This window comes from Paenibacillus sp. JT31N17 (assembly GCF_056269255.1).
Genome location: NZ_JBWDNP010000010.1, coordinates 223,233 through 246,414 on the forward strand (window position 1 = coordinate 223,233; position 23,182 = coordinate 246,414).

22 protein-coding genes are annotated in these 23,182 nt (G+C 53.8%); 18 read left to right on the forward strand and 4 right to left on the reverse strand.

Features of this window, described 5'->3' with window-relative positions:
* Positions 1-17 precede the first annotated feature (17 nt).
* Complete coding sequence (locus AC0YOB_RS26545) at positions 18-935, forward strand: aminoglycoside phosphotransferase family protein (RefSeq protein ID WP_475795312.1); 918 nt, start codon at positions 18-20, stop codon at positions 933-935.
* 51 nt (positions 936-986) lie between these two features.
* Here AC0YOB_RS26545 and AC0YOB_RS26550 read toward each other — a convergent pair whose 3' ends face one another.
* Entirely contained in the window at positions 987-1,631 is a 645-nt protein-coding gene (locus AC0YOB_RS26550; RefSeq protein ID WP_210040660.1) for a metal-dependent hydrolase, read from the reverse strand.
* Positions 1,632-1,823: 192 nt separating this feature from the next.
* On the opposite strand from AC0YOB_RS26550, the gene AC0YOB_RS26555 reads away from it, so the two are divergent.
* The 12 genes from AC0YOB_RS26555 to AC0YOB_RS26610 all read left to right on the forward strand — a co-directional run bounded on the left by AC0YOB_RS26555 (position 1,824) and on the right by AC0YOB_RS26610 (position 13,892).
* Positions 1,824-3,779, forward strand: a complete 1,956-nt coding sequence (locus AC0YOB_RS26555; RefSeq protein ID WP_475795313.1) for an ATP-dependent DNA helicase — start codon at positions 1,824-1,826, stop codon at positions 3,777-3,779.
* Positions 3,780-4,063: 284 nt separating this feature from the next.
* Positions 4,064-5,134, forward strand: coding sequence for an XdhC family protein (locus AC0YOB_RS26560; RefSeq protein ID WP_475795314.1), 1,071 nt, complete (start codon positions 4,064-4,066; stop codon positions 5,132-5,134).
* Complete coding sequence (locus AC0YOB_RS26565; RefSeq protein WP_475795315.1) at positions 5,082-5,678, forward strand: nucleotidyltransferase family protein; 597 nt, start codon at positions 5,082-5,084, stop codon at positions 5,676-5,678. The genes AC0YOB_RS26560 and AC0YOB_RS26565 overlap by 53 nt, the downstream gene beginning before the upstream one ends.
* Before the next feature lie 180 nt (positions 5,679-5,858).
* Complete coding sequence (locus AC0YOB_RS26570) at positions 5,859-6,812, forward strand: FAD binding domain-containing protein (protein WP_475795316.1); 954 nt, start codon at positions 5,859-5,861, stop codon at positions 6,810-6,812.
* 56 nt (positions 6,813-6,868) lie between these two features.
* On the forward strand, positions 6,869-9,244 hold the full coding sequence (pucD, locus tag AC0YOB_RS26575; RefSeq protein ID WP_475795346.1) for a xanthine dehydrogenase subunit D: 2,376 nt from the start codon (positions 6,869-6,871) through the stop codon (positions 9,242-9,244).
* Complete coding sequence (locus tag AC0YOB_RS26580) at positions 9,241-9,747, forward strand: (2Fe-2S)-binding protein (RefSeq protein WP_475795317.1); 507 nt, start codon at positions 9,241-9,243, stop codon at positions 9,745-9,747. Before pucD ends, AC0YOB_RS26580 begins: the two co-directional genes overlap by 4 nt.
* 202 nt (positions 9,748-9,949) lie before the next feature.
* The gene (uraD, locus tag AC0YOB_RS26585; RefSeq protein WP_475795318.1) at positions 9,950-10,459 is read left to right on the forward strand and encodes a 2-oxo-4-hydroxy-4-carboxy-5-ureidoimidazoline decarboxylase; all 510 of its coding nucleotides are present in this window, start codon (positions 9,950-9,952) and stop codon (positions 10,457-10,459) included.
* A gap of 35 nt (positions 10,460-10,494) precedes the next feature.
* Positions 10,495-11,526 carry a factor-independent urate hydroxylase gene (pucL, locus tag AC0YOB_RS26590; RefSeq protein ID WP_475795319.1) on the forward strand — a complete coding sequence of 344 codons (1,032 nt, stop codon included), beginning with the start codon at positions 10,495-10,497 and terminating at the stop codon, positions 11,524-11,526.
* Positions 11,523-11,885: a hydroxyisourate hydrolase gene (gene uraH / locus AC0YOB_RS26595; protein WP_475795320.1), complete on the forward strand. Its 363-nt coding sequence runs from the start codon at positions 11,523-11,525 to the stop codon at positions 11,883-11,885. Before pucL ends, uraH begins: the two co-directional genes overlap by 4 nt.
* A 150-nt stretch (positions 11,886-12,035) precedes the next feature.
* On the forward strand, positions 12,036-12,248 hold the full coding sequence (locus AC0YOB_RS26600) for a hypothetical protein (protein WP_475795321.1): 213 nt from the start codon (positions 12,036-12,038) through the stop codon (positions 12,246-12,248).
* Positions 12,249-12,514: 266 nt separating this feature from the next.
* The gene (locus tag AC0YOB_RS26605; protein WP_475795322.1) at positions 12,515-12,976 is read left to right on the forward strand and encodes a nuclear transport factor 2 family protein; all 462 of its coding nucleotides are present in this window, start codon (positions 12,515-12,517) and stop codon (positions 12,974-12,976) included.
* A 259-nt stretch (positions 12,977-13,235) separates the two neighbouring features.
* Positions 13,236-13,892: a FusB/FusC family EF-G-binding protein gene (locus AC0YOB_RS26610; protein ID WP_475795323.1), complete on the forward strand. Its 657-nt coding sequence runs from the start codon at positions 13,236-13,238 to the stop codon at positions 13,890-13,892.
* Between the two features lie 6 nt (positions 13,893-13,898).
* Here AC0YOB_RS26610 and AC0YOB_RS26615 read toward each other — a convergent pair whose 3' ends face one another.
* Positions 13,899-14,447, reverse strand: coding sequence for an NADPH-dependent FMN reductase (locus AC0YOB_RS26615; RefSeq protein ID WP_475795324.1), 549 nt, complete (start codon positions 14,445-14,447; stop codon positions 13,899-13,901).
* A 217-nt stretch (positions 14,448-14,664) separates the two neighbouring features.
* Between AC0YOB_RS26615 and AC0YOB_RS26620 the strand changes: the two genes are divergently transcribed.
* The 3 genes from AC0YOB_RS26620 to alr are packed head-to-tail and all read left to right on the forward strand — an operon-like array spanning position 14,665 to position 18,310.
* The gene (locus tag AC0YOB_RS26620) at positions 14,665-15,744 is read left to right on the forward strand and encodes a D-alanine--D-alanine ligase family protein (protein ID WP_475795325.1); all 1,080 of its coding nucleotides are present in this window, start codon (positions 14,665-14,667) and stop codon (positions 15,742-15,744) included.
* A gap of 7 nt (positions 15,745-15,751) precedes the next feature.
* Positions 15,752-17,155, forward strand: a complete 1,404-nt coding sequence (locus AC0YOB_RS26625) for a UDP-N-acetylmuramoyl-tripeptide--D-alanyl-D-alanine ligase (protein WP_475795326.1) — start codon at positions 15,752-15,754, stop codon at positions 17,153-17,155.
* A gap of 21 nt (positions 17,156-17,176) precedes the next feature.
* Positions 17,177-18,310, forward strand: coding sequence for an alanine racemase (gene alr / locus AC0YOB_RS26630; RefSeq protein ID WP_475795327.1), 1,134 nt, complete (start codon positions 17,177-17,179; stop codon positions 18,308-18,310).
* Positions 18,311-18,535: 225 nt separating this feature from the next.
* On the opposite strand, the gene AC0YOB_RS26635 is transcribed toward alr, so the two are convergent.
* Positions 18,536-18,757: a helix-hairpin-helix domain-containing protein gene (locus AC0YOB_RS26635; protein WP_475795328.1), complete on the reverse strand. Its 222-nt coding sequence runs from the start codon at positions 18,755-18,757 to the stop codon at positions 18,536-18,538.
* Positions 18,758-18,942: 185 nt separating this feature from the next.
* Entirely contained in the window at positions 18,943-20,526 is a 1,584-nt protein-coding gene (locus AC0YOB_RS26640; protein WP_475795329.1) for a DHA2 family efflux MFS transporter permease subunit, read from the reverse strand.
* Between the two features lie 132 nt (positions 20,527-20,658).
* Between AC0YOB_RS26640 and AC0YOB_RS26645 the strand changes: the two genes are divergently transcribed.
* Both AC0YOB_RS26645 and AC0YOB_RS26650 read left to right on the forward strand, forming a co-directional pair.
* Positions 20,659-21,639, forward strand: a complete 981-nt coding sequence (locus tag AC0YOB_RS26645; RefSeq protein WP_475795330.1) for a LysR family transcriptional regulator — start codon at positions 20,659-20,661, stop codon at positions 21,637-21,639.
* Positions 21,640-21,821: 182 nt separating this feature from the next.
* Positions 21,822-23,138, forward strand: coding sequence for a beta-propeller fold lactonase family protein (locus tag AC0YOB_RS26650; RefSeq protein ID WP_475795331.1), 1,317 nt, complete (start codon positions 21,822-21,824; stop codon positions 23,136-23,138).
* Positions 23,139-23,182 lie beyond the last annotated feature (44 nt).

Here is a 23,182-nt window from a genome sequence, read left to right on the forward strand (position 1 = left end):
TGGAGATGATTCAATTCATGACAAAGCCGGATCAACTGGAAAAATGGCGGCAAACCATAATCGGCGTGCACCGGGATGCAGGGATTAACTGGCTCGGGCAGCTTGAATCGCTTATACGAGACTGTGAGAAGCGGTGGGAGATTACGATCCATCAGCCTTTTGCGGATTTATCTTATAACTATGTTGCTCCTGCTACGGCGAAGGATGGAATGAAGCTGGTTGTCAAGCTGGGTGTGCCTCATGCTGAAGGTTTATACGAGATTGAGGCGCTTCGGTATTATAACGGAAGAGGTATGGTAAACCTGATCGATTCCAGCGCTTCCGAAGGTGTGCTTCTGCTGGAGGATCTGCGGCCGGGTCACGTTCTGACCAGTGTATTGTCAGAGGAGAAGGCGACGGAGATTGCGGCTGAGGTGATGCGGAAGCTGTGGACGGCGGAGCCGGCAAGCGATCCGTTCCCGTTTCCCGCTCTGGCAGATTGGGCCAAGGGACTTGAGCGCCTGCGCAGCCAATATGACGGGGGCACCGGGCCGCTTCCGGTCCGGTCTGTCGCAAGGGCGGAAGCGCTCTATCCGCAGCTGCTGTCCAGCATGAAGGAAACAAGAGTGCTGCACGGAGATTTGCATCATGGGAACATTCTCTCCGCAGAGCGGGAGCCGTGGCTCGCCATCGATCCAAAGGGATTGATCGGGGAGGCCGAATTCGAAGTGATTGCTTACTTGCGCAATCATCTGATGAAGCATGACAATCCAGGGCAGGTGCTGGAGAGGCGCATTGATCAGCTTGCCAGTCATCTGAAACTGGACCGTGAGCGGGTGATCTCGTGGGGAGTATGCCATTGTGTGCTTTCTGCCTGGTGGTCTGTAGAGGATGGCCAGGACGATTGGCATGAAGTCATGGCATGCGGAGAGCTGTTCAACGGTTTATTGAGATGAAATCAGGAGCTAACGCCGGTCGAGCCGCATCCCCGACCGGCATTCACCCAATTAGCCCGGTAGCTTGACGGATTTCTTATAAAGCGGATAAAACCATTTGACCCCGCTCGGGGTCAAGGTGTCCGCAAGCAGATGGGAGAGGTAGCCGGCAGTTGCGACCATCGTAATGCCTTCCAGCTGCAGCTGCGCTTCCAGCCCGCGGCTGATCGCTCCCCAGATCAACACCGCCCATAACGTGTGGGTCATCCCCCTATGCTTCAGCCATGGAACCCAGGCCACGAACAAACCGAAGCCCATGAGCCAGTTCATCTCATAGCGGATGCCCGCATAGAGCAGTCCGCCGCCGATTATGCTTACCATGGCATTTCGGATCACGCCTTCCTTGGTCATGAAGCCAAGCAGGAACAAAATTATGGATGCCACGGCTAATTCCGGATGCATCTGGTCATACATGAAATACATATAGGCGAGCCCTCCCGCCAGCAGGATGCTGCCCCATAATACAAAGCTCCGAAGCAGCTTGGACGCCTTCCCGAGCTTACTGCTTAGCATGCTTGTCCCGTCGAGATCCGCACTGAGGGCGGAGAAGGCGGCGACAGCCAGATAAATCGCGGCATTCTTGAATGTAAAAGGATAATAAGCGGCTGCGGCTGCGCCAATGGCGACGCCGATGGTAAGATGGGTGGTTCCTTTCATAATACCTCCTGTGTCTAATGTGTAGGATAAGATAGAAGGCAAACGTATGTTTGCCTGTTTATTATACATGCTTTTTCCATTACGTCAAACCCCGCGCTGCCATTTCATTCAAGGTTGTTTTTATGGGCAAGCCATGTGATAATTATCTATTGCGCGGCATTATGATATTTTGCTTATGGAGGATAACAGACTGTGGAACGATACCCTTTTGAATATGACCCGTCCCGCTCTTCCTTCGCTCAGCAGGCAGGCGAATGGATCGCGGATGTGTTTTATGATATATTGCCGGAGCACGGCTTTGAAGTCAGAGATGAACAGATTTATATGGCCTTTCAATTAGAGCGCGCCTTTGCCGACAAGAAGACGATTTTTGCGGAAGCGGGAGTCGGTACGGGGAAGACGCTTGTTTATCTCCTTTATACGGTGTGCTACGCGCGTTACATGCGCAAGCCGGCCGTGATCGCCTGCGCCGATGAGTCGCTTATCGAGCAGCTGGTGAAGCCGGAAGGCGATATTGCCAAGCTGGTAGAGCATCTGGGGCTTGCGATCGATGCGAGACTCGGCAAGTCTCCGGATCAGTACCTGTGCCTGATCAAGCTTGAGCATGCCAGAGTAGGAGATGACGAAGCGGGCTTGTTCGAGGACATCACCAAGGAGCTCCCGACATTTGTCCAATCGCCTGCGGCCATGCAGACCTTTCATTCCTATGGAGACCGCAAGGATTATCCGACACTCAGTGATGAGCAGTGGAACAAGATCAATTGGGATTCCTTCCAGGATTGCTTTATTTGCGAGAAAAGGCACCGCTGCGGCCAGACGCTTTCCCGCGATCATTACCGCCGTTCGCAGGATCTGATTATTTGCTCCCATGATTATTATATGGAGCATGTGTGGACTTACGAAGGCCGCAAACGCGAAGGACAGCTGCCGCTGCTGCCCGATCATTGCGCGGTTGTTTTTGACGAGGGGCATCTGCTGGAGTCAGCCAGCCAGAAGGCGCTCAGCTACAAGATCAAGCATGATGTATTCGAAGAATTGATTATCCGGCTGCTGCAGAATGAAATCCGGGAATCGCTTGCACTGCTGATCGACGATGCGATTCTTCAGAGCGAGAGAATGTTCGCCGCGCTGCAGCGCAAAAGTCTGGTCATCCCCGGCTCGGACCGCAAGCAGATTCTGCTGGATGACGCTTTGCTGCACGAAGTGAATCAATTCAGGGGGCTGCTCGCCTCAATTGAGGATGAACTGGTTTTCGAAGGCGAGCTGTTCGTATTGAACCATTATCAGCTGCGCATTGTGGAGGAGCATCTGGAGATGATGCAGAAGGCGTTGGCGCTCTTTTTCATCTCGGATTCCCTGATCTGCTGGCTCACCGAGGGCAAAGACGGCCCGACGCTGTCCATCATGCCCAGAACGGTAAAGGAAGTGCTCAAGGAGCATGTGTTCGACTCGCATATGCCGATCATCTTCTCCTCGGCTACCTTGTCGGTTGACGGTTCCTTCGATTACGTGGCGGACAGCCTGGGCATTCAGCAGTATCTGTCCTTCTCGGCGGCATCGCCCTATGATTATGCATCCCATATGAAGGCATTCGCGCCTTCATGGACCTTTGGCGGCCGATTCGGAGAGAAGATGGCTGCGGCTGTTCATCTGTTGAAGCGGACCGAAGGCAGAGCCTTGATTTTATTCCCGTCCAGAGAAGAGCTGAAGCAGTTCAAAGAGGAGATCGCCGCTTATCCGGAAGTGTTCGGCATGACCTTTCTGTTTGAAGGGGATGGCGAAATCAGCCGGCTGATTGACCTCTTCCAGAATGATGAAGCAAGCATTTTGTGCGCGGTCAGCTTATGGGAGGGGCTTGATGTGCCGGGCCCATCCTTGTCCAATGTGATTATTTGGGCGCTGCCTTTTCCTCCTCAGGATCCGGTCTTCATGGCCAAGCGCGGCAGCGCGAAGGACCCCTTTCACGAGGTGGATCTGCCCTATATGCTGCTTCGACTGAGACAGGGGATCGGACGCTTGATCCGAACCAGCTCGGATACCGGCATCATCTCCATTTTGTATGAAGAAGCATCCGGCTCTCACCAGCTTAGACCCTATATCGAGTCCGTCATGCCCGAAGGCATTCGCCTGGAAGAGCTGACCCTTTAAAACATGCCGTTGCGTGCTTGATCTTCTGACAGCCCAGTTCCTGATCATTCAGGGATTTAGGGCTGTTTTTGTGTTATATAAGTTAACATAACTATTGAAAAATTATCGAAATGGGATTATCATGTTAAATAATATAACATTAATAAAAAAGCTGCACCTCCCTTTTCAAACCAATCTCCGTTTACCTTGTCCTAACATCCGGATTACACCGTTTTTCCTTCCGCTTTCGTTAATTACAGTAAGACTTCCGCAGTCCGAAAAGATTTTTGGAGGAGGTTTGCTGCATGGATAACTATTCCGTCCTTGAGACAATTGTTCATCGCGATGAACCTGCCGTGATGGCTACGTTGATTGGGGTGAAGGGTCATGCCTACCGAAAGTCAGGCGCGTCCATGATTCTGTGGCAGGATGGACGTACGACAGGCAGCCTCAGTCCCGGCTGTCTGGAATCCGATCTTAAAGAAAGGGTTCATGACCTGCTTGCAGCCGGCAGCTGTGAAATCATCGACTATAACTTGAATGCCGGTGAGGATGCGGTATGGGGCGGGAGCGTCGGCTGCGGGGGATCCGTCCGGGTTCTGCTCGAACCGGTTCTTGCCAAGCTGCGAGGCATAATGGCGGCGATCTATGCCAGAGTGCAGAGCGGAGGCAATGTCTGCCTGAGGCGGAGATTCAGCGGGGACGCGCTGATGTATCGTTTGCCTGGAATACCCGAAGACGGCGCAGCAATTCCATTCAGGTCCGATATTCCGGAGAGCGCTGAACCATTCTTCGATGCCGTGTTCAAGCGGCCTCCGCGAGTCATCATATTCGGTGCTGGCGATGATTCCATTCCTATGGTTCATTTGATCCGGAAAATCGGCTTCCGCGTTGTTGTTGCGGATTGGCGGACCGGCTTGTGCACGGAGGAACGATTTCAGGACGTACAATTTGCTTCGGGAAATCCGGAGTCCATTATAGAAAAGCTGCATCCGGGCAGCGGAGATTATGCCGTGATATGCAGTCACCAGCTTCAGCGCGACCGGGAAATGCTGGAGCTGCTGCTGCCGCACCGGCTGCGATATGTGGGAATACTCGGTTCCCGGGCCAGGATACATCAATTAAGTGAAGGATTGGCCATCACATCCAATGTGCATTCGCCTGTAGGTTTGGCTATCGGCGCCGAAGGGCCGGAGGAAATCGCGGTCAGCATTGCCGCCGAAATTATCGCGGTCAAGGCAGGATACGACATAACAGTCAAGAAAGGGGCTGCTCGCAATCAGAGTCGCAGGGTTGTATTTGGCAGCTGGTTCCAGCAAAAGAATGGGAGAGACGAAGCTGTCGCTGGAGCTGTCTCCCGGAATAACACTCGGTAGCCGGGCGCTTCGTGAAATGCGTCAGTGCGGGCTCGATTCATTGACGGTGGTTGTCCGTCCGGAGGATCCGCTGCTTTGGTTATATGACCGGAAGGATTACAGGAGTCCGCTTGCCAAATACCGGATTGTCGCATGCAAGGAGGCTCATTTGGGCATGTCGCATTCCATCCGCGAAGGGCTTGCTGCGCTGCTGTCCGATGAGCCGGATGCTATTGTTGTCGCGCTGGCGGATCAGCCGTTCATTACCGCCGCATTATTGAAAAGACTGATTTCCGTATTTGCGAAAAATCCGGATGCCGATTATGTGGCGGGGGGAATGGGAGTATCGGCGGCAGCCCCGCCTGCGGTGCTGGGGCGGTCATTGTTTCCGGTTCTGGAGAAGCTGACCGGCGATGCCGGAGCCAGGCATATTTTTCAATCGCCGGAATACCGCGGGATCATCGTCCCGCATACGGCGGGATGGGCATTTATGGATGTGGATACGCCGGAGGAGCTGGCAAGAGCGAGAAATATCTGGTCGGAGCTGCAAATAAAAGTGAAATAATCTGATGTTATATAAAGCTGCTGCAATCATATTAAGCTCCCGATAAATCCCTTGCATGAGGGATTTATCGGTTTATTCTACCCTGCATGAACGGCAAGCCAGCTTGAGCAGGCAAAGACTGGATCAGATCCGTTTCAAGCCAAAGGACGCTGCAGCAAAGATAAGGAAGGAGGAGAGGCGATGATGGCGGCAGATGAACAATATGCGATGGAGCCGCCCTTGGTCTGGCAGCCGGCGGATGCCGCCGAGGCCTGCAGGCTCAAGCTGAAATACGGAGGTGAGGCCGTCTATGCGGCAGGCACAACGCTGCTTCGCACCCAGTGGGAATCGGGGCAGGCCAAGGCTCCGAAGCATTTGATTGATTTGGGCGCTGTAAGCGGCATAAGAGGTATCTCCATTCACTCCGATTCCATTGTAATTGGCGCATGCACCACCTTGTCTGCTGTTCGTCGAAATCCGATTCTGGCTGAAACCTTTCCCCTGCTGCAGGATGCGGCTTGCGTCATTGCGGCGCCTTCGATCCGCAACCTGGCCACAATCGGCGGAAATATCGTGTCAGCGATTGGCGATACTCTTCCTGCCCTGCTTGTATATGGAGCCGAGCTGATCTGGCATGACGGCTGCAGGCTGATTACGGAGCCGCTTGCAGAGTGGCTGAATCAGCGGTTAACAACCGGAAGCGGCAGAATGGGCAGTTTGCTGCTTCAAATCAAGCTGCCCTATATCCGGGAGATAGCATTTCCATCCGTCATGGAAACGGAAAGCTCCGGTGTGCTGCCAAATTACTTTTATGCCTATGAGAAAGTGGGGCGGAGGGAGAGCTTCACGCCATCTTTGGTAACAACGGCGTTAACCGGAGCCATGGATGGAAGCTGCCGGCTGTCAGATGTCCGCATTGCCGCGGGCGGGGGACAGATGGTCCCTGTCCGTCTGCATGCGGCTGAAACGCTGCTGGAGGGCAGATCTGTCGATGAGGAGCTTCTTGGCGGCCTTTATGAGCAGATTCTTATTGAATATCAGCCGATTGGCGATGCCTTTGCATCCGCAGCATACTGCAAGCAAACGGCTGCCAATCTCATTGCGGCAAGGATCTGGCGCAGCTGGAATAGTAACGGCGATACCCGATATAGGTGATGTACTCCGTTGTGATCTGCCTGACAACCGATTCCAAAACAGAGGCGGTGGAGAATATGCTGTTAAACCGCAAGGCCAGCGGCAAGCGCTGGCGGGTAAGACCGGATGGTCCGGGCAAGGTCACAGGCAAGCTCGCCTACCTGACGGATATGACCGCAGAGGGAATGCTGGTTGGCCGTATATTACGGAGCCCCCATCCCCATGCAAGGATCATTGAAATATGCATGGATAAAGCCAAACAGCTGCGCGGCGTTCATGCCGTGCTTGCAAGCGGGGATGTCCCGGGGCTGAACGCTTTCGGCATTGCTGTTCAGGACCAGCCCGTCTTCTGTACGGACCGGGTCCGGTACATTGGGGATGCCGTCGCAGCGGTCGCAGCGGAAACGGCAGAGCTGGCAGAGCTGGCGCTGCAATTGATTGAGGTCGATTACGAGGTGCTGCCGGTTATCGGGGATCCCGTTCAGGCGCTCCAGGAGGAAACGCCGCTGCTCCATGCCCATGGCAATGTGCTTCATCGCACCGGTTACAGTCATGGCGATATTGCATCCGGAATTGCCGCATGCCGCCATATCGTGGAGGAAACTTATACAACGCCAAGACAGATGCACACCTATATGGAAACGGAAGGCGGTCTGTTTGTTCCTGACGGGAATGGCCGTCTGATTGTATATGCGCCAACGCAGCATGGTTTTCTTGACCGGCTGCAGCTGGCGCGCATAACCGCACTGCCGGAGAGCGGGATTCGCGTCATATCGAGTCCTATCGGCGGCTCCTTCGGCGGCAAAGACGAGCTGAATGTACAGCCGTATGGCGCCCTTCTGGCACTGGCTGCGAAGCGTCCGGTCCGTATTCACAATTCCCGCTGGGAATCGGTGCGGGCCGGACTCAAACGCCACCCCATGACCATCCGTATGAAGACAGGGATCGATGGGAACGGCCGGATTATGGCGCATGAGGTTCAAATAACGGCCGATACCGGCCCTTATGCGACACTTGGAGCGGAGGTGCTGAATTTCGCTACCGAGCATGTGCTTGGCCCCTACCGCTATGAGCATACGGATATACAAAGCATATCCGTTTATACCAATAACGGGATGTCGGGCGAATTCCGCGGCTTCGGAGGAAATCAGGCGGTCTTCGCGCTGGAGGGTCAGCTCGACCGGCTGGCCCTGGCCGCGGGCATGGATCCCTGGGAGCTGCGCCGCATAAATTTGCGGGAGCCTGCTGACCCTGGTCCCTTCGGCCAGCCGATTGCCGTAACGGACGGAGCACGCCAGGCATGGGAAGCTATGGCGGAAGCGCCGATCTGGAGGGATAGGCATTCCGCCGAGAAGCAGGAGACGGAGCGCAGGCGGGAGCCTTGGCTGCATACCGGAGTGGGGGCGGCTTACATTATGCATGGCTCGGGTCTTGGCGTGGGCATCCCCGACTTTGCGGGAGGAAGGCTCACCCTTGCGGGAGACGGGAGGATCGAGGCTGCCTTCGGCTATGAAGAGTTCGGGCAGGGGCTGCTTGCCACGCTTGAGCTGATGCTGATCGAGCAGTTCGGATTCTCTCCCGGCGACCTGAGGCTGATCATTGGCGATACCGACCATGTGCCGCGGAGCGGCTCCAGCACCGCATCGCGGGCGACGAGCATGATGTGGAAATCGCTGCGCAACCTGCGGCCGCTCTTCACGGGCAAGCTGCTGGAGGCGGCGGGTCAGGCGCTCGGGCTGCCGTCCGATCAGCTGGCACTCGGTCCCGGCGGCATCTATGCCAAGGCGAATGAGCGGGAGTGTACGGGCAGAGCCGCTTCGGATGCGGCAGGCTTCGGTTGGGTATCAGCTGAGCCTTTGCCTCAACCAGCACCTCCAGAGCTGCTCCTCACCTATAAAGAACTTGCCCTGATTGCGGGTGAACCTCTCACAGCGGAAACCGGTTTTCATTTTCCTACATCTTCGTTCGGCAGGGTGGGAGCGCATTTCATCTATTCCTATGGCGCAGTGGCGGTGAAGGTGGAGGTTAACACACTGACTGGAAGGGTGCGCGTCCTTGATCAATTCCATGCCGTCGCAGCCGGTCCCGTAATGAATCCGCAGGGTTATCTGGGCCAGATTGAAGGCGGGAGCAGCATGGCGCTCGGTTATACCCTCTCCGAAAACTCGCTGATGGATCAGGGGCAATATCTCGCCAAGAATCTGGATACGTATCTCATCCCGTCGGTGGCCGATATGCGCGGGGGCATTGAAGTGCTGCCGATTGAGGAGCTTCCTGAAGGAGACGAGTACGGACCAAGGGGCATTGGCGAGATCGGCACGGTAGGTTTGGCTCCGGCGATTACGGCAGCCGTCCATGACGCTGTCGGCAAATGGATCACCAGACTGCCGATCGACCCGTCCGAGCTGCAGGAGCGCCCTTCCTTTGCACGGAAGGCGGTGAGCGGCAGATGAGCGGCCAGTCGTGGAGGGAAACGGTACCGCTGGCCGGACCGTCGTTGAACTGTACGATCAATGGGGAGCAGGTCGAGCTTCAGGTTGATCCGTCCAAAAGGCTCTTGTCCGTGCTCAGGGAGGATCTGCAGCTGACCGGGACCAAGCGCTCCTGCGAGATTGGACGCTGCGGAGCCTGCATGGTCCTGTTGGACGGCAATCCGGTAAATGCCTGCCTGACTATGGCATATCAGTGTTCGGGTAAGCATATCACGACAATCGAAGGCCTGGACTGCGATGGACTGCACCCCGTTCAGCAGGCTTTTCTGGAGGAAGGCGGCTATCAATGCGGATATTGCACGCCGGGCATGATTGTATCGGTGACCGCGCTGCTCACAGATAATCCATCGCCGACGGCGGCGGAAGTGGAAGAGGCATTATCGGGCAATCTTTGCAGATGCACCGGCTATGGCGGCATCGTCAGAGCCGTACAACGCGCGATTGATGTGGGAAGGGGAGAATGATAATGGCGGAAGCATACAGAGATCATCATAGCGATTTATTGCGCAGAACTATGGAAAATTCAATTCAGGCCATAACCGCAGGCAGCACAGCCTTAGGCGCACTTCTGGCAGGCAAGGACGGAGTAGCGCCGCCTGGACGGGGCTATGTTGAGATCAGCGCAGCAAGCTGCACCTGTCTTGCCGTTCATGAAGGTTGCCGGTCATGACAATCTCCCTCTGGCAGTTAAATACTTTCAGCCGTGAGCTGTTCGTGCGCAGGCTTGGCGATATTTTCGAGAATTCCCCATGGGTGGCCGAAGCGGCGTGGAGAAACAGACCGTTCTATACGGTAAGAGAGCTTCATGACGCGATGATGCAGGCCGTACACGGCTCCTCGTCCCGCAAGAAGCTGGCGCTGATTCAGGCGCATCCCGACCTCGCGACGAGGCTGCAGGTAAGTGCGCATTCGGCCAAGGAGCAGCAGGGGGCGGGCTTGAATCAGCTGTCTGAAGGAGAGCATGATGCATTCGCCGAATTGAACGGCAAATACGTTGAAAAATACGGATTTCCTTATATTCTGGCGGTCCGCGGGAAGGCAAAGGAGGAGATTCTTGCGGACATGAAGGCGAGGATGATGAACACCGAGGAAGAAGAGCGGACCAAGGCCTTAGGGGAAATCGCCCAGATTGCCTGGTTTCGGCTGAATGATCTGATCGAGGAAAATGCGAAATAGCAGGTCTCCAACATCAAGGAAAGGGGATGACATGCATGATGAAAACAAGCAGTGGCCGCACGCTTTATTATGGAAAAGGCGACGTGATGGCATACCGCACCTATGCCAAACCGCTGGCTGTCTCCGCCATTCCCGAGTCCGCCCATAGAGGCGATTCCAATGTCATCTTCGCTCATCATATTACATTTGCCGTGAGCAGCGATCTTTTGCTCGGTTCTTTTATCGAAGGAGATAATACCTGGGTTGTTGCGACAGATTCGATGAAAAATTTCATCCTTTGCCATGCCGGTGATTATGAAGGCGCGACTACCGAAGGATTTATCGCTTATCTGGGCCGCCGGTTTCTGGAGAAATACACGCACATCACGATGGTCGAGATTGCGGCGGACCGGATTCCTTTCGAACCGCTGCAGGTAAACGGCGAAGCGGGTTTTGAAGACAGCGGGCTGGTGTACAGGCGGTCGCAGAATGAACATGCCGGCGCCAAGCTTGAGCTTGCCCGGTCCAATCGTGGCGTTCAGATCATTGAGGGCTGGAGCAGCTTGTCCGATCTGCAGCTGATCAAAGTGAGCGGGAGCTCCTTTTTTGGTTTTATCCGGGATGAATATACGACACTGCCGGATAGCTACGATCGGCCTTTATTTGTGTTTCTCAATATTCATTGGCGGTATTCAAATATTGACGATGCGCTCGACGCCGGGGAAGGACGCTATGCTTCCGCTGCACAGGTAAGCGATATTGCCCATCACGTTTTTCATGAATATAAGACGCCTTCGATCCAATATCTGATTGTGCAGATCGGACTAAGGCTGCTGAAGCGGTTCCCGCAGTTGGCTGAGATCAGATTCGAGTCCAACAACCGCACCTGGGAGACGGTGGTTGAGCCGGATCCGCAATCCAAAGCCGGCGTATTTACTGAGGCCCGGCCGCCGTTTGGATTTCAGGGCTTCTCCATGACCCGGGAGGATTTGGCGGATGAGGGAGAGGGGAAGGCTCTGCCTGGCGGCGGCGAAGAGGATGGAACGGCAGGACGTTCTGCCGACGGTGCAATGGAGACTGAAGAATGAGCGGCGGGTTGACGACGCATGTGCTGGATATTTCACGCGGATTGCCCGCATCGGGTATGCGTATCCAATTGTGGTCGCTTCACGAGGGCAGCGGGCCGGTGCTGATTAAGATTGTGGAGACAAATGCGGATGGCCGCCTGGAAGCCCCGCTGCTTGCCGCGCGCGACCTTGCGGTTGGCGAATACCAGCTGGTGTTTGAGGCTGGAGATTATTTTGCAAGCCGTGAACCGGGGCGGGAGCATAACGAGAGGTTTCTGGATCAGATTCCGGTACGCTTCCGGGTGCACGAGGCAGGTTCGCCGATTCATGTTCCGCTTCTGGTCGCTCCGGGGGGATACAGCACATACCGGGGCAGTTAACCGTTTCGGGTAAATCGGCTTGTTGAAGCAATTGCAGCGTCGTTACGGGGTTTCTTGACCTGTAAGAATTTCAACTGCATGCCCTATCAGGACTGGACTTTCCTTCGATCCGGATGTTAGAGTAATGCTGACCGGATGGAGGGAATGAAGATGATGAAGCATGAACAAGAGATGAAGGTGCACCCTTTCTACGGGCACACCGAGCAAGCCTACGGGCTGCTCCCGGCTGCTGAAGCAAGCCTGAGACAGCTGCAGCTTGCATTTGAACAGGCCAATGAGGATTTTTTGGCAATTGAGCTGAAGACGATGGCTGCCAGATTGCAGGAAATACGTCAGCTGCTGGCTGAAGGGCCGCAGGGCTGATGGGAAGAGCATGGAACAGCTTGCTGTCAGCCAATTTGCTTATGGGATGTCTATGAATAGTGAAGAAGCCTGCTTGCGCCGAGCGGGCTTCTTTTCACCTTATAGAATGTATAAGTTTGCCTGAAAGCAGCACGTCAATTGGTGTCACATTATCCGCAGCTTCATACAATGGTACAAATGACCAGTGTGAAAAAGCGGTTTTTTCAAATTCAGGTAATGTCGACGCATTTGGTAAAGCGGAATGACAACAGACAAGGAGTACCTGTATGCAAATTATTATGCCGCCCTTTACTTTGGAAACGGCAACTGCAAAAGTCCGCAAGGCGGAAGATGACTGGAATACCCGTAATCCGCAGCTGGTGGCAATGGACTACAGCGAAGACAGCCGCTGGCGGAACCGGGCCGAATTCCCGGTGGGCCGAACAGAGATCATAGCCTTTCTGACGAGAAAGTGGAATAAAGAGCTGGATTACCGGCTGATCAAGGAGCTTTGGTCATTCAACGGCAACCGCATCGCAGTACGCTTCGCATATGAATGGCATGACGATAGCGGCCAATGGTTCCGGTCCTACGGCAATGAGAACTGGGAGTTTAATGCGAATGGCTTGAATAAGCGCCGTTACGCATCAATCAATGATATGCCTATCAGCAAGGATGAACGAAAGTATCACTGGCCATTGGGGCGGCGACCGGATAACTATCCCGGCCTCTCCGAGCTTGGTCTTTAGTTCTCGCTATGACAACTGCACAGCGCAGACTCTTTAATCTTAACGAGTGAAGACGTTATCGGGTTGAATCAGCCGGGTAACGTCTTTTTCATTCTCACCAGCAAATGCCTACAGGGGAAAGGCAGCGGTATTTTAATGGAGATGGACCAGACTATGTGCGCGCAGCTGGCCTATGTTCTTTTTCTTTATGGATGGGATTGATAAATCATTGAATTTTTGTAAAAATAGAAAGGGCGTGCAAGTGCAAGGAAGGGGAACCATGATGCAGAAGCCTTTTATACGCAATCATCAGTTTAATGTCATTAACAATGAGGCCGCCTATCTCGGCCGGACAATTCGTACAAGTTCTGATGCCTCTGTCATTGAGGCGGTCAAATATAGCGTGGAAACCAAAATACTGGCCGCGTTCCCGGAGCTGACCGATACTCAGAAGGAACTGCTGCTGTTCATCATCAAGCTGCGGACGGAACAGGAGTTTCAAGATTATCTGGACGCTCTGGCGGCTTACCGCATCTCATTTCCGGAGGTCACGGAGCAGCTGGTCCGGGAGCTTTTTCCCAAAAACAAGAAGGTCAGGCTGCCGGATCCTTCGCTTCAGCATGATTATTCCTATACCTATTTCGGATGGCCCGATATCGGGACGAGCCGGATGTATTTGATTTATGAGCATCAAGGCGAAATGATCGGCGTTGAAGGGAAATACTCGCTGAACAGCAGGAAGGATCTATGCTGCATATGCAAGGGTTTTGGAGAAGTGGCGCTGGTTACGGCGATTTCCCGGAAAAAAGTCTCAGGCTCTCCCGAGTATTACAAGGCAATCGGCAATTATATGTGTTTCAAAAGTCATGAATGCAACAGCCGCATCACGGATCCAAGCGGCTTGGAGCGTTTTATCCTGGATGTGAATGCGAAGTAGCGCGCTTTAGTCAGGGATTGCCTCAGCAAGCGCCTGAAGAACATCACGCAGCGAATCGGATGTTGCGGCATCGGTTATCTCGCCTGCTGCGTTCAGCTTTATTGTAATCATCGGAATGGTCATCGAAGCATTCTCTACTACTTTGGCGCTCATCATATTCAGCGTCAGCAGGAGGGAAGCATAGGCTTTGTCTCCGCCAAGCGGGTTGGGGGAAGCGCTGATGACAGATACCGGCTTGTCCATAAACTCTCCGGAGGACACGATCCAGTCTAGCGCATTCTTCAGCGATCCCGGCACTCCGGCTGCATATTCCGGGGTACAGATGATCACGCCATCCGCCTGCTTCAACCGCTCCCTCAGTTCGGCTACAGCAGGATGAGGGGTGTCGGTATCGATCTCGGGATTGAAATGAGGCAGGCTGCCGAGCCCTTCATAGAAAGAAAAATGCATTCCGGAAGGCACTAATGCGGCTGCCGCCTGCAGCAGTCTGGTATTGGAGGATTGGGCGCGAAGGCTGCCGGATATCGCTAATAGGGTCATGGATCGTTGGCTCATCTCGTATTCCTTCTTTCTCGATATGATGTGTTTATTATCATACCTTCCCTAACCCGGGCTCGTCTATAATAGACGTGAATCCTTGATTGACCAAGCCCGATGTTATAAACAGTGCCATTTTCTTAATGATTTCTTAAGCTTTTTTTAGGAGTCTCTTTAGTTTCTTTGGTTATGCTAGTACGAGATAACCGATAGACAACCGGGAGGCTTTTTTTATATGAAAACATTGCTGTATGTATTCTACGGTGGAAAATCTGTTGAACATGAGATCTCATTGAAAACAGCCTATACCGTTATGCAGGCGATAAATGAAAGTGAATTTGATCTGTACCCCATATATATAACGCGGAAAGGCTGCTGGTGCAGCCGAGGGAAGCTCACCGGCAAAGATTTTACAATCCGCGATTTGGTTCTCGAAGCTGCCGAGGAAGAACCGGCAGGATCGATTGGCCGCATTCTGACCCGTTTATTCACGATGCAAGGCAAAAAAGTCGTGCTGCCCATGCTGCATGGCGCAAATGGCGAGGATGGCACGATCCAGGGACTGCTGGAGCTGCTGAATGTGCCCTATGTCGGCAACGGCGTGCTCGCGTCCGCTTTAACGCTTGATAAGGCTGTCACCAAGGAGGTGCTGGCTGCGGCGGGCCTTCCTCAGGCGGATTATCTGACTTTCCCGCACATGAAGTGGATAGAGGACCGGGGAAGTATACTGAGCCGGGTCGAGGAAGAAATCGGATTTCCCTGCTATATCAAGCCTGCCTCTTTGGGCTCCAGCATTGGCATCACCAGATGTCTGGTCAAGGAGCGCCTGATAGATGCCATTGAGGATGCTTACCGTTACGACCGTAAAATCGTTGTGGAGAAGGAGGTGCGGGGAAGAGAAATTCAAGTGGCCGTGATGGGTAACGAACGCCCGCTGGTTTCTGTCCCCGGCGAGTTCCTTCAGGATAAAGCCTTCTTCGACTATGATGCCAAATATATTGACGGCCGTCTGACGATGTCCATTCCCGCTGACATTCCGGATGCTCTGGCCGGGCAGCTCCGGCAGGCGGCAGAGCTTGCCTATCAGGCCTTGAACTGCTCGGGGCTGGCGCGTGTGGATTTCTTCATCGATGATGCGGGAAGACTGTATGTGAATGAAATTAATGCGCTTCCGGGATTTACAGCCTTCAGCATGTATCCGGTTATGTGGGAGCGGACTGATGGAACCACCTATTCCGAGCTGATAGAGAAGCTGATCGATTATGCCTTCAACCGCCATGCGGAGAAACAATTGATACAGTATTCAAGGGAGTGATTTGAAGATGATACAAAAAACGATTCAGCAACTATCTGTTATGGTACGGGCGATGAACAAGATCCCACAGGAGCAGGCGGCCGTCGAAATTAGGGGAGTCTCCATTGACACGCGCACGCTGCAGCAGGGTAATCTCTACATACCGATTGCGGGCGAGCGCTTCAATGGACATGAATTTGCCCGGCAGGCGATTGAAGCTGGCGCGGCAGCAATGCTCTGGGACAAGTCTGAGCCCAATCCGCCGATTGGCGAGATTCCGGTGCTGCTGGTGACTGATACGCTTACGGCGATTCAGGCGCTTGCCAGGGAATACCGGATGCAGCTGCCGGTGAAGGTGATCGCGATAACGGGGAGCAACGGCAAAACGTCAACGAAGGATATTCTTGCAGGCTGTCTTTCAAAGTCGTTCAGAACGCAGAAAACGTTCGGCAATTTGAACAATCATCTGGGTGTGCCCCTTACACTGCTGGAGCTGAATGAGGATACCGAGATGGCTGTCGTGGAGATGGGCATGTCCGGACTTGGCGAAATCGCGCTGCTGTCCTCCCTGGCTCTTCCGGATATCGCGATTATTACGAATATCGGTGATGCTCATCTGGGCGATTTGGGCAGCAAAGAGAATATCCTGAAGGCGAAGCTGGAAATCATTCATGGCTTGAAACGGGATGGAACCCTTTATTACAACGGCGATGATCCTATGCTTCGGACGGGATTGGGTGCACAGGAATGGCCTTTTGATCTCAAGACCTTCGGGATGGAAGCTCACAATGAGTATCACCCCGTCTGCCATGAGATGAGTTTGGAGGGAACAAGCTTCAAAATTTCCCAGGACTTGTTAATGTCATTAACTATCCCGTTAATAGGACATTTCCAGCTGGTGAATGCCCTTGCCGCGATTGCGGTCGCATCCAATCTTGGCATGGACCTGGGCACGGTGAAAGCGGGACTGGCTGAGGCCAAGCTGACAGGAATGCGCAATGAGGTCGTTCACACCGATCATTTCACCATTATCAACGACACGTATAAATCCAATCCCGCAAGCGCAGCTGCAGCCCTGCAGACGTTATATACCCTTCCGGGCAGCCGGCAAAAAATAGCCGTCCTGGGCGATATGCAGGATATGGGCGAGCAGGCAGTTTTGCTGCATGAGGAGCTTGGCTCACTGGCCGACGCGGAGCAGCTGGACTATTTATTCACGTTTGGTCCCTTATCGGAACACACTGCCCGCAGCGCCCTTAAGAGGATGAACGAAGGCCATGTATTTCATTATACGAACAAGCAGGAGATGGTCCGTCATATTAAAGCCATCCTCAAGCAGGATGCCTTGATCTGGATTAAAGCTTCCAGAGCGCTGAAGCTGGAGGACGTTGTATCAAGTTTATTGAAGGATCAGGTTCTGAAAGCTGGCTGAAGGCAGGAGGAGGGGGAAGCCATGATAACAACTGTCGCATCGGAGATATACCGGAACACGTGGGCGGAAGTAAACTTGTCGGCCATCGGGGACAATCTGCGCACAATCAAAAAGCGCCTGCCCGCATCCGCCAAGCTGATGGCTGTCGTGAAAGCGGACGGGTACGGTCACGGCGCTTTGGAAACGGCTGAAATAGCGGTAAGGTCCGGAGCCGATACATTGGGAGTTGCTTATTTGAGCGAAGCATTGAAGCTCAGGAAGCAGGGCATCGAGCTGCCGATTCTCATTCTGACGCCGATCAAGCCGCAGGAGGTTCCAATCGCGATTGAATACGATCTTATGGTGACCGTCACGTCGGCAGCATGGTTCAAGGAAATGCGGCGGGTATGCATGCATACCTTCTATCCTTTTTCGCTCAAGGTTCATGTCAAAATGGACACGGGTCTTGGCCGGCTCGGAATCCGGGAGAAACCGGAATGGGAGGAAATGCTCCCTTGGCTGCGCGCATCCGACATCATCGTGGACGGGGTGTTTACCCATTTCGCCACTGCAGGCAGCACCGATACCGGTTACTTGAGGACACAATTTGACCGTTTTCGGGAGATGATAGCCTGGGTCGCAAGCTCGCAGATTCATGTGAATGTCTTCCATTGCGCGAACAGCGCTGCGGCGCTGCGCTTTCCGGAGATGGCTATGGATATGGTGCGGATCGGAGCGGCCATGTATGGCTTTGGCCCCCGGACAGCAGCTGGCGCTGTGAAGCTGGATCCCGCATTAAGCCTGTACAGCAGCCTGATCCAGGTGAAGCGGCTCAAGAAAGGCGGGTATGTGGGTTATGATCAGGCTTACCGGGCTGGCCGGGACGAGTGGGTGGGAACGGTTCCGATCGGTTATGCCGACGGATGGTCGCAAAGCCTGCGGCATTCACAAGTGATCATTGACGGACATAGAGTACCGGTAATCGGCAAGATCGGGATGGATCAGATAATGATCCGTCTGCCCCGGGAATATGCGGTAGGCACGAAGGTTACGCTAATCGGCGAGAATGGCCGCGAGCGTATCACCTGTGAGGAATTGGCTGCCAATCTGGGAGGTGCGGGGCAGGAGATATCGGCTGCGCTGACATCCCGAGTGACCCGCATTTATATCGATTAGGATCAATTAGGGTCAAGTGGGACGGAGAATAACTGGTTGTTAGAAAGCTTCTTTTTGACGGGGAGCTTTCTTTTTGCTGCGATTATAAGCCAGAGGATAAGCAAAATGCCAGTTCAATTCTATAATTTAATGACATTAATAATTCATGGTATAAATTTATATGCTATCAGAAAAAAGCAGGTTACCCGAAGTATCTGCTTTTTCTCTGACAGCTATATGGTTTGCTCACTCGGCGAATGTTTCGCCCCTGGCAGCCAGGGCGCCGCGGAGCTGACCCAGCGCCTTGGGCCCCATGCCGTGCAGCATGAGCAGATCTGACTCGCGGAGCTTGCTTAGCTGCTCAAGCCGCAAATACCCGGCCGCAATGAGCGCCCGTCGTGCAGGTTTGGCTAAACCATCGGGAAGATTGCTTTCCAGTCCAGCTTCGCTGTTCATATCTTTCCCCATTCCGGTATCCCCTTTCTTCAACGGGAAGATTAACTTCCCGATTATTAATTGAACACTCCGTATTATTGTCTATCGTAGCATATGCCAATGAGCTTTAGAAGCAGACTATCCGAGTGAACATAGGGATTAATGTTGAATGGTGAATAACACAATTGGAGAAACTCAACTGCTCCACAGAATGCCAATTATGATTCCGCGTTAACCGCCCCGGAAGGATTCGGCTTCCCTGCGCCGGCCTTTGCTTCATCGGCGCGGCTTTGACGATAAAGCGCGAAAGTGCATATCGCAGCAAGAATACCACCTGCGGCGGCCACCAGCATAGCCTGGTGAAGGCCGTGAGCGAATATCGGGCTGATGCGCTCGAGAACCATCCCAGTAAGGCCAGAATCGGGTCCGCTTTTGGCCATGATGGAAAAATCTCCTCCGCTGAGAGTGGAAATAACCGCTGTTTTGGCGTCGTCGGCAAGCGGAGCATCGGCAAAAGCCCCGGGAACATCGGTCTTCATCCGATGCAGCAGTATAGAGCCGGACAGGGCAATTCCGAATATTGATCCGACCTGACGAAAGGTTTGTGACGCGCCGGAAGCGGCGCCTGCACGCTCCGGCGGTACCGAGGACAGCAGCACCATCGTTGCCGGAGCACCGGCTAAGGATACTCCCAGACCGATAAGCATCATCGGCCATCCGTAAGCGGCAAATCCGCTGCCCGGTCCCACATTCAACAAGCCCAGCAATCCGCCGGCCGTCATGAAGGCTCCGATTATAATGGTGGTCCTGGTTCCGATCCGGGAATAGATCCGCGGCGTGACATAAGAGCCAATCATAATGGCGCCTGTCAAAGCCAGAAAACGGATGCCGGTTTCGCTGGGCGTCAGCTGGTTGATGGTTTGAAAGAAGAGGGTCATCAGAAACATCACCCCGAACATTCCGAAGAAGCTCAATAAATTGACGAGGCATGCCATGATGAAGATCCGGTTCCTGAAGAAATCAGGCGGAAGCATGGGATCGCTGCAGGAGTGCTCCCATAGATAGAAGAGGACAAGACATAGCACAGAGACGGCAAAGCTGCCGATAATGAGGAGGGAGCACCAGCCTTCGGAGCTGCCCTGAATCAGCGCGAAGGTGAGCGCGGCAATTCCGAGGATGAACAAAACCTGCCCGATGAAATCAATCCGTTTGTTGACTGTCACTTCTCGAACCTTCAGCTTCATAGCAAGAATGATCACAGCCAGGATACCAATCGGAACGTTAATCCAGAAAATACTTTCCCAGCCGATGCTGTCAATCAGCAGCCCGCCAATAATGGGTCCTCCCGCCAGCGCGAGCCCGCCGATGCCGGCCCATAATCCGACGGCCCTGGCTCTGGCAGCCGGCAGGGGATAGAGAACCGTAATAAGCGCGAGGGACATGGGTATGACTGCTGAACCGAATAGACCCTGCAGCACGCGCCCGGCAAGCAATGTCCCGACATTAGGAGCAAGCGCGCATACTACTGAAGAGAGAGTAAAGCCGGCAAGGCTTGCGATAAACAGTTTTTTTCGGCCGAACAAATCCCCGAGCGTCCCCGCTGTCATTAACATACAGGCAAAGGCCAGCACATAAATGTCCAGGAGCCACTGCAGCCCGGACACGCCAAGTCCGAACGATTGCTGAATCGACGGCAGGGCCGTATTGACGATCGTGCTGTCCAGATAAACCATAAATACGCCCAAACAGATGATAAGAAGCATAAACCCGCTGCCTGACTTTGTTTCTGATGATGATTTCATTGGCAAGTTCCCCCGATCCCATGTGATAATTGAATATTCACAAGTATAGGGATCGAATTATTATTGATCAATACGATAATATCTATTATTATAATAGCAACAGACTATAATCAGGGAAAGAGGAGAGATCAAGTGGAACTGAGACAGCTGGAATATTTCCGGGCACTTTGCAAGGAGCTGCATTTCTCCAAAGCAGCGGAGTCTATTGGCATCTCCCAGCCTACGTTAAGCCAGCAGATCAAGGTGCTGGAAGAAGAGATGGAGCTCCCTTTATTTGACCGGCTTGGCAAGCGGATTGCGATCACGGAAGCAGGGCAGGTGCTGTACGAGCAGTGCGAGGAAATTTTTCAGCGTATCGAGTATGTGAAGGATTATTTTTCTGAAATGCGCACCCAGGAAAGAGGCAGGCTGAGGGTCGGTGTCATTCCGGGGGCGGTTGATCTGCTGCTCGGTCAGATGGTAGCCGATTATCACAGCGCCTATCCTGAGGTATCGCTTGCTATTCTTGGTTCCACGCGGGTGGTCGATCAGGTGCTGCAGTCGGAAGCCGATCTGGGTATAGCCATGCGCCCGGCTCCTGACGAGCGCTTGATGGCCGTGCCGCTGTATGAGGATGAAATGATTCTCGCAGTCGCGGCTGATCATCCTTATGCCGTTCACGACATCCTTGGCTTCGAGGAAATCAAGAATATGAAGACGGTCATGCTCACGAGCGATCACCAGTGCCGGCAGCTTGTGAACGAGCACTGCCGTAAGCTGGGTTTTCAGCTGATGCCGCATATCGAGACGTCCAATTCCTCTTCCCTGATCAAGCTGATCCGCAGCGGTGTGGGGGCTTCGATTGTATCCCGCGTGCCCATGGAAATCCTCGGCCTGAGCGACATTAAGCTGATACCGCTTTCCGGTCCCAGGCCGCAGGAGGAAATTTGCCTGATTTACCGCAAGGACAAATTCATCGGCAACGCAGGGCGCAGCTTTATCCGCATGCTGAACGATACGGTGAAAACCAAATGGACGCAGGCTCCCGCTGCAGCTCCAGTGCCTCTGATCAAGGCTAACCACCTGGTCGGACTGCCGCATAAGCAGACTGTCATGCATGAACGTCCCCGGTGATTTCCCTGGGCGGTCGGAAGATGTTTCTGCATGCGCGAAGGATTAATGTAGCGGACTACATGACGGGAAGCACAATTTGATTTGCGGAATAAATCTATCTTCGTGATATAGTGAGATACCCCTCGCGCATTCTTCTATCCTTTCATAGCATAGAGAATGAAAGCATGGAGAGGGCGGATTGAATGCCGATATTGGATACAGGAATGCTGTTGAACCGCAATCATCCCAATTCGATAACGATCGCCATCAGAGCTGTTAACAGGGGAAGGCATCATGCTGTGGTTGGCATTCAATGCTACAGATTCCATTCCGGATCTGTCCGGGATGAGGGGGAATTCGGGAGCGAGCGGGTGCGCACGATTAGGCTTGTCGCACTTGCGCCGGCGCAGCAGGAGGAATCCGCATTTGCCATCAGCCATACGGTGCAGGATCTTCAGAGCTTCGGCATTCGTATCGTCGCGGGGGGTCCTGGCGGACGCGATGTTGCAGCCACGGCGGCTGAGCTGGATGCGGACGGAAATATGCTTCATATCCATCCAATGCCCGCAGTGCGGACCGCGAACCGGGACGAGAAAGGATTGGCCTATGTGGCCAATCATACCCAGCACAGTCTCACCGTAATCGATACCTCTACCGATACGAGGATTATGACCTTGCCGCTGAACGCAGGCAGCAGTCCAAGACAGGTGGCCATCACCCCTGACGGCTTGAACGTCTACGTGACCTGTCCGGGAGACAAGACAGTGAAGGTGATCGATTCCTTCACCCAGTCCATACGCGCCGAGATTCATTTTCCCGCCAATGCCGTGCCGCTGGGAGCAGCCATTGCTCCAGACGGGAAAACCGCTTATGTCTCAACTCTCGTGGCGGATTACATTGCCATCATCGATACAAATTCGCTAGCGATACTCAAGCTGATCCCGCTGCCGGAGGGCTGCGACCCCTCCTATATTGCGGTCGCGCCGGACGGAAAACACGCTTACTGCTGCCTCATCAGCGCAGGAGCCGTCGTTGTCCTGGATACTTCAAAACGCACGATTGCCATGCTCCAGCTGCCGGAAGGAAGCCAGCCTTCGGCTCTTGCAATTACCCCATGCGGCACATTCATCTATGTAACGGATATTTATTATGAGCGCATTTATGTCATTCGCAGCCAATCCGGAACGATTGTGAAGACGATCGCTTTAATACCCGGCAGTGATCCCCAGAGCATCGTCATCACGCCCGACGGGTCGCTCGCCTATGTGGCGAACCGGGGGAGCGACGAAATAATGGCGATTAATCTGTCACGCAATGAAATGCTCACCATGATCGATCTGCCCGAAGGAAGCCAGCTGAGCGATTTGGCCGTGACCAGCGACGGGTCCAAAGTTTACGCAACCGTCCTGACCTTCGGATATGTCGCCGTTATCGATACGCAGAATCATATGCCGGTCGCCGTTCTGCCTACGGGCAGCTTCCCGTCCGGAATTGCCGTCACGCCTATCATGCTCATGTAGAAAAAGACCTTCAATCCCGGATTGAAGGTCTGGCTGCCGTGCTA

Coding starts and splice junctions, on each gene's coding strand:
- AC0YOB_RS26560 (WP_475795314.1), top strand. CDS start 4,064: ATGGATAACTATTCCGTCCTTGAGACAATTGTTCATCGCGATGAACCT.
- pucD (WP_475795346.1), top strand. CDS start 6,869: ATGCTGTTAAACCGCAAGGCCAGCGGCAAGCGCTGGCGGGTAAGACCG.
- AC0YOB_RS26635 (WP_475795328.1), bottom strand. CDS start 18,757: ATGGGGAAAGATATGAACAGCGAAGCTGGACTGGAAAGCAATCTTCCC.
- AC0YOB_RS26650 (WP_475795331.1), top strand. CDS start 21,822: ATGCCGATATTGGATACAGGAATGCTGTTGAACCGCAATCATCCCAAT.
- AC0YOB_RS26565 (WP_475795315.1), top strand. CDS start 5,082: ATGGGAGAGACGAAGCTGTCGCTGGAGCTGTCTCCCGGAATAACACTC.
- AC0YOB_RS26620 (WP_475795325.1), top strand. CDS start 14,665: ATGAAAACATTGCTGTATGTATTCTACGGTGGAAAATCTGTTGAACAT.
- alr (WP_475795327.1), top strand. CDS start 17,177: ATGATAACAACTGTCGCATCGGAGATATACCGGAACACGTGGGCGGAA.
- AC0YOB_RS26550 (WP_210040660.1), bottom strand. CDS start 1,631: ATGAAAGGAACCACCCATCTTACCATCGGCGTCGCCATTGGCGCAGCC.
- pucL (WP_475795319.1), top strand. CDS start 10,495: ATGATGAAAACAAGCAGTGGCCGCACGCTTTATTATGGAAAAGGCGAC.
- AC0YOB_RS26625 (WP_475795326.1), top strand. CDS start 15,752: ATGATACAAAAAACGATTCAGCAACTATCTGTTATGGTACGGGCGATG.
- AC0YOB_RS26640 (WP_475795329.1), bottom strand. CDS start 20,526: ATGAAATCATCATCAGAAACAAAGTCAGGCAGCGGGTTTATGCTTCTT.
- AC0YOB_RS26610 (WP_475795323.1), top strand. CDS start 13,236: ATGATGCAGAAGCCTTTTATACGCAATCATCAGTTTAATGTCATTAAC.
- AC0YOB_RS26570 (WP_475795316.1), top strand. CDS start 5,859: ATGATGGCGGCAGATGAACAATATGCGATGGAGCCGCCCTTGGTCTGG.
- AC0YOB_RS26545 (WP_475795312.1), top strand. CDS start 18: ATGACAAAGCCGGATCAACTGGAAAAATGGCGGCAAACCATAATCGGC.
- uraH (WP_475795320.1), top strand. CDS start 11,523: ATGAGCGGCGGGTTGACGACGCATGTGCTGGATATTTCACGCGGATTG.
- AC0YOB_RS26615 (WP_475795324.1), bottom strand. CDS start 14,447: ATGAGCCAACGATCCATGACCCTATTAGCGATATCCGGCAGCCTTCGC.
- AC0YOB_RS26600 (WP_475795321.1), top strand. CDS start 12,036: ATGATGAAGCATGAACAAGAGATGAAGGTGCACCCTTTCTACGGGCAC.
- AC0YOB_RS26605 (WP_475795322.1), top strand. CDS start 12,515: ATGCAAATTATTATGCCGCCCTTTACTTTGGAAACGGCAACTGCAAAA.
- uraD (WP_475795318.1), top strand. CDS start 9,950: ATGACAATCTCCCTCTGGCAGTTAAATACTTTCAGCCGTGAGCTGTTC.
- AC0YOB_RS26580 (WP_475795317.1), top strand. CDS start 9,241: ATGAGCGGCCAGTCGTGGAGGGAAACGGTACCGCTGGCCGGACCGTCG.